The sequence below is a fragment of the Pseudoalteromonas sp. SR41-7 genome (assembly GCF_014163935.1).
Taxonomy (GTDB): domain Bacteria; phylum Pseudomonadota; class Gammaproteobacteria; order Enterobacterales; family Alteromonadaceae; genus Pseudoalteromonas; species Pseudoalteromonas distincta.
The window spans coordinates 1-10,023 of record NZ_JACJEF010000027.1 but is presented as its reverse complement, the minus strand read 5'-3'; the positions used below and the strand labels follow the sequence as shown (position 1 = coordinate 10,023).

The 10,023-nt window shown below is 39.3% G+C and carries 9 protein-coding genes; all 9 read left to right on the top strand.

All coding sequences use genetic code 11. The features are described 5' to 3' along the window. The first annotated feature begins 230 nt into the window (after nucleotides 1-230). The 9 genes from H5092_RS20245 (at nucleotide 231) to H5092_RS20205 (ending at nucleotide 9,793) form a co-directional block, all read left to right on the top strand. The gene (locus H5092_RS20245; protein WP_182712307.1) at nucleotides 231-419 is read left to right on the top strand and encodes a hypothetical protein; all 189 of its coding nucleotides are present in this window, start codon (nucleotides 231-233) and stop codon (nucleotides 417-419) included. A 124-nt stretch (nucleotides 420-543) separates the two neighbouring features. Next, nucleotides 544-1,095, top strand: coding sequence for a hypothetical protein (locus H5092_RS20240; RefSeq protein ID WP_182693008.1), 552 nt, complete (start codon nucleotides 544-546; stop codon nucleotides 1,093-1,095). A gap of 25 nt (nucleotides 1,096-1,120) precedes the next feature. Beyond that, nucleotides 1,121-1,603, top strand: a complete 483-nt coding sequence (locus tag H5092_RS20235; RefSeq protein WP_182725348.1) for a hypothetical protein — start codon at nucleotides 1,121-1,123, stop codon at nucleotides 1,601-1,603. 270 nt (nucleotides 1,604-1,873) lie between these two features. After that, entirely contained in the window at nucleotides 1,874-2,830 is a 957-nt protein-coding gene (locus H5092_RS20230; protein WP_182734845.1) for a DUF1679 domain-containing protein, read from the top strand. A 146-nt stretch (nucleotides 2,831-2,976) separates the two neighbouring features. Further along, nucleotides 2,977-3,606, top strand: a complete 630-nt coding sequence (gene upp / locus H5092_RS20225) for a uracil phosphoribosyltransferase (protein WP_002958676.1) — start codon at nucleotides 2,977-2,979, stop codon at nucleotides 3,604-3,606. A 10-nt stretch (nucleotides 3,607-3,616) separates the two neighbouring features. Further along, complete coding sequence (locus tag H5092_RS20220; protein WP_182681634.1) at nucleotides 3,617-4,855, top strand: uracil-xanthine permease family protein; 1,239 nt, start codon at nucleotides 3,617-3,619, stop codon at nucleotides 4,853-4,855. Nucleotides 4,856-5,000: 145 nt separating this feature from the next. Continuing rightward, nucleotides 5,001-6,746: an HAD-IIB family hydrolase gene (locus H5092_RS20215; RefSeq protein WP_182734843.1), complete on the top strand. Its 1,746-nt coding sequence runs from the start codon at nucleotides 5,001-5,003 to the stop codon at nucleotides 6,744-6,746. Then, nucleotides 6,739-7,959, top strand: coding sequence for a glycosyl transferase (locus H5092_RS20210; RefSeq protein WP_182734841.1), 1,221 nt, complete (start codon nucleotides 6,739-6,741; stop codon nucleotides 7,957-7,959). Before H5092_RS20215 ends, H5092_RS20210 begins: the two co-directional genes overlap by 8 nt. A 55-nt stretch (nucleotides 7,960-8,014) precedes the next feature. Then, nucleotides 8,015-9,793 carry a sugar phosphorylase gene (locus H5092_RS20205; RefSeq protein WP_154902893.1) on the top strand — a complete coding sequence of 593 codons (1,779 nt, stop codon included), beginning with the start codon at nucleotides 8,015-8,017 and terminating at the stop codon, nucleotides 9,791-9,793. Nucleotides 9,794-10,023 lie beyond the last annotated feature (230 nt).

Genomic DNA, 10,023 nt, shown 5'->3' with positions numbered 1-10,023 from the left:
TAGAGGAGCCTTCAATCAATCGAACTACTGTATAAAAGGCTTTGGTTGCAGCCAAAGCTTGGGCCTCACATTACCCGAACTTGGTTAAAGTATTAATTAATTTATGGGTTTATTATCCATACAAGCCATTCAAGAGGAAAAGTTTACAGTTGGCTATTTTCACTCCGTTCAACATTATAGCCAACAATAAATTTCCCCTTAATGGGGCGTTAGTTGCAAAGGGAACTCTGATGAGTAATTGGAATAAAACAGGTGCGGTAAAAAACCCGATAAAGTTTGGTTTAGCTATTGGCATATCAATAGGTGTTGCAATAGGAATTATCATCCAGAATATTTTATTAGGTGTTCTTTTTGGTATGGCGGTAGGTGCAGTATTTGGTTTTTCTCTCAAGAAAAAGCAAAAAGTAGACAAAGGTTAAATTGACTATTTGCAACTAACAAGAACATCAAACGGAAAATTTACAGTTGGCTCTTTTTCGTTCCTCAAAATTTTAGCCAACTATAATTTTCCGCTTATGTAAGCGTTAGCTTGAAGGGAGGCGTATGTTTTCAAATATGAAACTTAGTCATTTAGTATTGCTACTAAGTTCGACTTTCACAGCAGGGAGTTTCGCTAACGTATGCTCAAGTGATGAGCTTATTCAAATCAATAATTATATTTATGACGTTAAGAACCTATCAAAAAGTTATCACTCTGCTGATCGAATAGATGAATATCATGATTACTTAACTGCAATGGAAAGGTATAAGAAATCAATTCCAGAGTGGAATGATAAACAAGCCTTAATTAACGCGTTCAGTTCTTCCTTAATTCTGTATCCTGCTTTTTACCAAGTTTCTTCTGTTACACACGTTAAAATGCAACGCACAGAAAACCAAACCTCTTTGACTTTAAAAATCAATCGCAATGAAGCTAAGGGAGTTGATTCGTTAAGTGTGTCTTTTAACCCAACAAATAATAAGATAATTGGTGCACTATTTTATTCTGATGAAAAGTTTGAGAGCGGAGATATATGCAAAAAAGAAATGGGACTAGAGTATATTCAAGCTAACAAGCAAATGCAGCCGACGCCAAACAACGGCTCGACTGATTAGCGCGTTATGTAACCAAGGAAGAATCGTGAAATTCTGGAGAAACTCGTCCACAGAACATTATCCAATGTGGAAAGCATTCTTAATGTACATCTGGGTAATACCTGGAGTTCCGATAGGAACCTTTTTAGGTGTTTATTTCTTAGAGGCTCGTAATAGGAGTGATGATGAATTATTACTTAGCTTGCTTAACTATCGTTTAGATTTTACTTTGATTATTTTATTTGGTGTTGGTTTTATCCTTTGGGTTTGGTCTATGAGAGCCTTAAGTAAGCCTGTTTTTCAAATTCATCAAAATAGGTTGTACTTTTACGGTCATGGCTTTTTTAAAGATGACATTGCACTTGATTCACTTCAAGAAATACGCTCCTATAATCTTGGTCCGCTGGGTCACCTAATAGACTTTAAATCTAAAGTCGGTATTACCTTTAGATCTTTTGCTTTTCTATCAAACATTAATAAAAGTAAATTAGAAAAGTTTTTTGAGGAAAGTGGTATAAAGGTTACATAACAAACCATTCAAGCAGGACATTGCTCCTCACCCGTTTTAGTGGACACCTCCTCATCACTTTGAAGAGGCTAAAATGCCTAAATATACTCAACCTAGGAAGACATGGTTTTATCCAGTTAATTTTAAAATCAAAGTGTTGTGGCATAGTGATTTTGGCCACTATGTACATACAAACTTGTATAAAACCAAGTGGAGCTTTCTTATGCCTTAGTTTTATTAAAAACGTCCACTAATGTTAAACTACAAAAAACTTAATTACTTAATATAGCTATGGCATTTTACATTCCTTTATTACAACCCCACTTTAAGCACATTGAAATTGGCGATACGCTTACATCACTTTGGAGTGGATGTGGCAGTATTGTGCAGTGCCAGCTTGATGATAAAGCCTGCGTTATTAAAGCGATTAAAATACCCAGTTATGTACACCATCCTAAAATTAAACAAAGCGAATTTGCGCTTAAAAGAAAGCAGCACTCATATAGTGTTGAATACACATTTTATAAGCTTTATAGCCAGCATTTACCAGTACATGCGCAAAGTATTGAATGTATAGGTGCAATTAATAAAGATGATGAATATGCGCTGGTGTTTAAGGATTTCACCAAACATGGGTTTACTCAAGCAGGGCCACAACATGTTAAAGCTATATTAAGGTGGCTTGCACACTTTCATGCGTTTAACTTAAGTAAACCCGCTGAAGGGTTATGGCAGCAAGGCAACTACTGGCATTTAAGCACGCGCCCAGATGAGTTTAATAAACTAAAAGATAACCTTGATAAAAAGTCCGATATTAAAAATGCTGCACATAAAATAGGTGAGCAGCTACAAAGTTGTACGTATAAAACGCTGATTCATGGCGATGCAAAACTTGCTAACTTTGCAGCAAATGAGCGCGATGAAATACTCGGTTATGATTTTCAGTATATAGGTGCAGGTTCTGGGATAATTGATGTAATGTATTTTATGACCAGTTGCTTGAGTGATGCACAATTACACGAGTGCGCTGATGAGTACCTTGTGTATTATTTTGACAATTTAAAGGCTGCTATTACAGCTTATCACCCTTGGGCACCAGCAAGTAAAATAGCTGACGATTGGCTCGTTTTATGGCCTGCTGCATGGGCTGACTTTTATCGATTTTTAGCTGGGTGGAGCCCCGAGCACCAAAAAATAAAGAGTTATATGCAACAGCAAGTAAACAGCTGGTTAGCGGGTAACATTTAATAAACAGGTTTTGCTAATCTCTTGCATAAATATCAAGCAAAACAGTGCATTTTGGCACGATGTATGAAAATCTCTTTAAAACTACAGGTCAAATGACCTTTTTTAATATAAAATACTGCAAATTCTTGTATCAGTAGGTTTATATCATGGCAATTCACGTTATTTCTCACCCTCTTGTTCAACATAAACTAGGCCTAATGCGAGCGCATGGTATTAGTACTAAAAGCTTTCGTGAATTATGTTCTGAAGTTGGAACCTTATTAACCTACGAAGCAACTAAAAACCTACAGTTAGAAGATAACGAAATTACAGGCTGGGATGGCAATAAATTAAAAGTAGAGCACATTAAAGGTAAAAAAATTACCGTAGTGCCTATTTTGCGTGCTGGTCTTGGCATGATGGACGGTGTTATGCAGTTATTACCGGCGGCTAAAGTAAGTGTGGTTGGTCTTGAACGTAACGAAGAAACGCTAGAGCCAGTACCATATTTTGAAAAGCTCGTTGGTAATATTGATGAGCGCTTAAGCTTAGTTATTGACCCTATGCTTGCAACAGGTGGCTCAATGATTGCCACAATCGATATGCTTAAAAAAGCAGGCTGTAAAGAAATCAAAGTAATTGTATTAGTAGCTGCTCCAGAAGGTGTGGAAAAAACACTTACAGCACATCCCGACGTAGAAATATTTACAGCCTCTGTAGATAGCCACTTAAACGAAAAGGGCTATATTATCCCTGGTTTAGGCGATGCGGGCGACAAAATATTCGGTACTGTTTAGGAGTCTTTAAGTGCAAAATAATGACACCTTTTCAATAAAAACTATTTTAACAGGCGCGCAAATGCTGTTTGTAGCATTTGGTGCGCTGGTATTAGTGCCACTTTTAACGGGCTTGGATCCTAATGTTGCGCTTTTTACCGCTGGCATTGGTACTTTGCTGTTTCAGGTAGTGACTAAAGGCCAAGTGCCTATATTTTTAGCTTCATCATTTGCTTTTATTGCACCCATTATTGCCGCTGTGCAAATGTGGGGCGTGCCAGCCACTATGGGCGGCTTAATGGTAGCGGGCTTTGCTTATATGCTTTTAAGTTTATTAGTAAAGTTTAAGGGCGTTGCAACGCTTCATAAAATTTTACCGCCTGTGGTTGTAGGCCCTGTAATTATGGTTATTGGTTTAGCGCTTGCACCTGTTGCTGTAAATATGGCGATGGGTAAAAGTGGCGACGGCAGTATTCAAATTATTGATTACAACAGCGCTATTTATATTTCGTTGTTCTCGTTAGTGGTTACGCTTATTTTTGCAGTGTGGGGAAAAGGCGTATTTAAGCTTATACCTATTCTGGCAGGGGTTGTTGCGGGTTATTGTTTATCGCTTGCAATGGACGTTGTGCAATTTGACGCAGTAACTAACGCACAGTGGTTTGCTGTACCAAACTTCACATGGCCTGAGTTTAAATGGCAGGCTATTTTGTTTATGGTGCCTGTAGCAATAGCACCTGCAATTGAGCATATTGGCGATATGATGGCTATTAGCCAAGTAACCAATAAAGACTTTTTGAAAAAGCCTGGGCTTCACCGTACTTTGTTTGGTGACGGCCTTGCGACGTCTGCCGCATCATTATTTGGCGGCCCGCCTAACACAACTTACTCAGAGGTAACGGGAGCAGTTATGCTTACCAAAAACTTTAATCCTAAAGTAATGATGTGGACAGCCATTATCGCCATTATTTTAGCCTTTGTTGCTAAAATGGGATCTGGCTTACAGACTATACCTGTACCTGTAATGGGCGGCATTATGATTCTACTTTTTGGCTCTATTGCTGTAGTGGGTTTAAATACATTAGTTAAGTCGGGCGATGATTTAACAGCACCACGTAACTTAAGTATTGTTGCACTTATTTTGGTGTGCGGTATTGGTGGTATGCATATTGGTGGTAGCCAATTTAGTTTAGAGGGCGTAAGTTTATGCGCTATTTTAGGCATTGTGCTCAACCTTGTATTACCTAAGGCGCAGCCTCAAGAGAGTTAATAGTGCACGTAAGTTAAAAATATTGCACCAAAATAGCGCATTTTCAATGCGCTATTTTTTTAACCTATTAATAAATATGCAAAAATAATAATGGTCTAGTATCTGCATTTAATTTCCAGAACGCATCGTATGCAAAGGAGTTACTATGTCAGAGGCCAATATTGTGGATATAACCCCGTTTTTAGCAAAACACCAACTGCCTTTAAAGTATCAATATTTGAGTGAGCAATATTTTGTTCCACTTGCGCATGACATCCTCGAATCTAAAAAAACAAATACTCCTATTTTTGTTGCCATAAATGGATGCCAGGGCTCAGGAAAAACAACACTCGCAGATTTTTTAGTTACGTGGTTTTCTAAAAACACACCACTTAACAGTGTAGCATTGTCAATTGATGACTTTTATTTAGCAAAACAAGCACGTAGTGAACTTGCCAAAGACGTACATCCTCTTTTTACTACTCGCGGAGTACCGGGTACTCACGATGTAGCGTTAATGAATAGCACAATAACTAACTTACTGGCAGGAGAGGTAAACGTACCGCTTCCACGTTTTAATAAACACGAAGACGACAGCGTGCCAGCAAGTGATTGGCTAACAAACGAAAAGCCAGTTGATATTGTTATTTTAGAAGGGTGGTGCGTGGGCAGTGAGCCACAACCGCTGTTTTCATTGAGTGAGCCGCTTAACGAGTTAGAGCAACAGTTTGATAAAGAAGGCGTTTGGCGCCGCTGTGTAAATAGCTGTTTGGCAAACGAATATAAAGCCGTTTTTAACCTAATTGATTATACAGTTATGCTAAAAGCACCGAGTTTTAGTGATGTTTTTACATGGCGACAAGAGCAAGAACAAAAGCTAATAGCCAAAAAAGGTGAAGGCTCAGGCACCATGACTAACGAGCAATTGGTGTATTTTATTTCTCATTTTGAGCGCATTACGCGTGAGAACTTAAACACACTGAGCGCTAAAGCAAATGCTTTAATTGAACTTGATAGCAACCGAGATATTAGCGGTATGCACCTAACGAGTGATGACACCCTTCAACCTATTATTTTTACAGATTTGGACGGAACATTACTCGATCACGCCGATTACAATACAAATAATATAAGTGAGTTATTACAGCAGCTGCAAAATGCGCATATTCCTGTGGTGTTTAATACCAGCAAAACTTTTTGCGAAGTTATAGAGCTTAAAAACGATTTAAATATTCGACAGCCTTTTATTGTCGAAAACGGTGCAGCGGTATTTATTCCAGAAGACTATTTTGAATTAAAGCCAATTGGTTGTAAAAAAGTAGGCGCTTATTGGTGCTACGCAATGGCAAAGCCGTTATCGAGTTTATTAAATGATTTAAATACTTTAAAGGCGGATTATAAAGCGCATTACAAATTGTTTAGTGACTTATCGAGTGAGCAAATATCAGAGCTTACCGGGCTAAACGATGCACAAGCAAGACGCGCACAAACTCGCGATTATTCAGACCCTCTTTATTGGTATGGCAATGACGAATTACTCACAGCCTTTGTAAACGATGTTGAAGCACTCGGCTACGATATAAAAATTGGCGGACGCTTCATTCATATTGCCAAAAATACCGATAAAAGCGCTGCACAGCAGTGGTTAGTTAAACAGTTTACCCATCATTTCAGAAAGCCTCTCACGGTTATAGCACTGGGTGATAGCGATAACGATAAGCAAATGTTAGAACACGCAAATATCGCCATTATTATTGCCAATCCGGCGAGTAAAAAGCCGGTTAAATTGTCGCACAACAAAGCACGATATTCTCAATCACCAGCACCGCTGGGCTGGATTGAAGAAATAACGTCGTTGCCGTGTATTAGCAGTATTTTAAGTATTTCTGAGGAGCAAACATCTCATGGCTGATTTTTACCAAAATGGCATTATTACAACACTACATAATATTGCCGACAGACCAATAGAAGACCTAGAAAAAGAGCTACTTACTTTTAGTAAGCAGCGCCCTATGGGGTTAATACTTCCTTCGCTATTTAGTGAACTTGAAGGCCCTGCGCTGCAAAATATAGTTAGTGAATTACGCGAAGTACCATATTTATCACAAATTACGATAGGCTTAGATAGAGCCAACGAAGCACAGTACCGTCATGCACTAGGCTTTTTTAAAGAGCTAAACCAAAACCATAAAGTATTATGGAACGACGGCCCACGCTTACAAGCACTAGATAAAGAATTACAAGAGCTAGGTGTTGCACCACGTGAGCTGGGTAAAGGGCGTAATGTGTGGTATTGCATGGGTTATAAATTAGCAACAGCAGAAGTAGAGTCTATCGCGCTGCATGATTGCGATATTTTAACCTACGACAGAAGCCTACTTGCTCGCTTAATTTACCCCGTTGCGCATCCGCGTTTTAACTATGAATTTTGTAAAGGGTTTTACCCGCGTACTGCTAATGGCAAAATTAATGGCCGTGTATCGCGCTTATTAGTAACGCCATTGCTTCGCTCATTTAAAACAATTTTAGGCAATACCGACTACCTTGAATATATGGACTCTTTTAGATACCCACTTGCAGGTGAGTTTTCGTTTAGACGCGATGTATTAAACGATATTCGTATCCCAAGTGATTGGGGCCTTGAAATAGGCGTACTGAGTGAAATGTATCGTAACTATTCGCATAACCGCTTGTGCCAAGTAGATATTGCCGATAATTATGACCATAAGCACCAAGAACTTTCACTTGATGATCAAAGTGCAGGTTTGTCTAAAATGTCGATTGATATTACTAAGGCATTGTTTAGAAAGCTGGCGACTCAAGGTGTTACTTTTACCAGCGAAACAATTCGTTCATTAAAAGCGACTTATTACCGTATCGGTTTAGATTTTATAGAAACGTATCATAACGACGCGCTAATGAACGGGTTAACGCTTGATGTACACCAAGAAGAAAAAGCAGTAGAAATGTTTGCACAAAATATTATGGAAGCAGGGCAACACTTTTTAGAAAACCCAATGGAAGCGCCATTTGTGCCAAGTTGGAACCGTGTTGTATCTGCAATGCCAGACGTACTTGAGCGCTTAAAAGAAGCCGTAGAGCTAGATAACGAAGAATATAGTTAACCTGCGTGCAGGTTAACTAGCCTATAAGTCTAAACAATAAATATTAGGGGCGCATGTGAGCACAGTTAGCGAATTATTTTTACAACGAGTAGAGCAACATCTTCATATTATTTATGAGGGTGTTGAGCTGCCTTTATCGGTTACTGAGCTTGCTCAGCAACTTATTAAAATTATATTAGGTAGCAATGCACTGCGCGACCCGACGCCCCATACAAACCGATGGGATGAACAAGATATAGTATTGATTGCTTATGGCGACTCTATTATTAAACACGATGATAGTGAATTTGCCGTATCGAGCCCAATGGAGGCACCGCTTAAAACACTACACAGGTTTATAAAAGAGCAATGTGATATGCAGTTAAATGCGCTGCACATATTGCCATTTTACCCGTACAGCTCAGACGAAGGCTTTGCCGTAATGAACTACGTGCAAGTGAATGAGTCCTTGGGTGATTGGGGAGATATTCAAAATATCGCTAAAGATGTAAAGCTAATGGCGGATTTGGTTATTAACCATTGCTCAAGCAGAAGTGTATGGTTTGAGAACTTTTTAAATGATTTACACCCGGGTAAAGATTATTTCAAAACGGCCAGCTTAACGGATGATTTAAGCCAAGTTGTACGCCCGCGTACCTCATCGTTATTAAATACTGTAACTACGCCAAGCGGCGAAAAACACGTGTGGTGTACTTTTAGTCACGATCAGGTTGATTTTGATTTTGGCAATCCTGATGTACTTAAAGAGTTTGTGGGAATAATTAGGCATTATTTAGACAATGGCGTGCGTTTGTTTAGGCTTGATGCGGTTGCATTTTTGTGGAAACAGCTTAATACAAGTTGCATTAACTTGCCGCAAACACATGAAGCCGTAAGGCTAATGCGAACACTTATTGAGCACGCAGAGCCGAGCGTAGTTATTATTACCGAAACCAATATTCCAAACCAAGAAAACCTATCGTACTTTGGTAACGCCAACGAAGCGCACAGTATTTATAACTTTGCATTACCGCCATTGTTGCTACACACATTACTTAGCGGCGATAGCACAGCAATTAAACATTGGATGATGAGTATGCCGCCTGCGCAAAATGGGACGGCATACTTTAACTTTATAGCCTCACACGATGGAGTAGGGCTCAGACCAATTGAAGGTTTATTACAACCCAGTGAAGTGGCGTCACTTGTAAGTACCACTATGCAATTTGGTGGTCGTGTATCTATGCGAACCAGTAACGATGGCACGCATACACCGTACGAGCTAAATATTGCTTTATTTGATGCTCTCCAAGGGACGCACAATGGCCCAGATAAGTTTGGCCTGGAACGGTTTATGTGTGCTCACGCAATTATGTTTGCGCTTGAAGGTATCCCAGGGCTTTATATTCATAGTTTGTTGGGTACAACTAACGATTACGAACGCTTTGAAAATTCACAGCATAACCGTGCTATTAACCGCCATCGTTGGCAAGAGTCAAAGCTACTGTCGGCAATTGGTGAAAAGTACAGTCATCATCATAAAGTGTTTAACGGCATAAAAAGCTTATTGGCAGTACGCAAAAAGCAAAGTGCCTTCCACCCAAATGCTACACAGTTTACGCTGCATTTAGCAGGGGGATTATTTGGTTTTTGGCGACAAAGTATAGACAGACGCCAAAGCATATTTTGTGTTTATAACATTAGCGATAAACCACAAACACTCACATTGGCCGACTTAAACTTAATTAACACCCAAAAGTGGTTTGATTTGGTGGCAGATAAAACGATTGAAGAAAGCCAATTAACAATAGAGCTGGAACCATACCAAAGCGTGTGGCTGAGTAATATTAAATAAAATGTATTAAAAAAGGCTCGCACTGCGAGCCTTTGTTTTAACTAGGGCGTGTTGATCTTTGTGGATTGAAATTTGTTCAATCTAGGGGCGATTAAATCGCGACGCGAGGTTTGTAACCTAGTGGGCTCGATAACTGCTCCTGCGTTATTCTACTGGCTTACATCCATGTAAGAATAAGTAAAAACCGAGCAAAGCTTCCGCGTCCTGCTCACGCCCCTTACCTACATCCA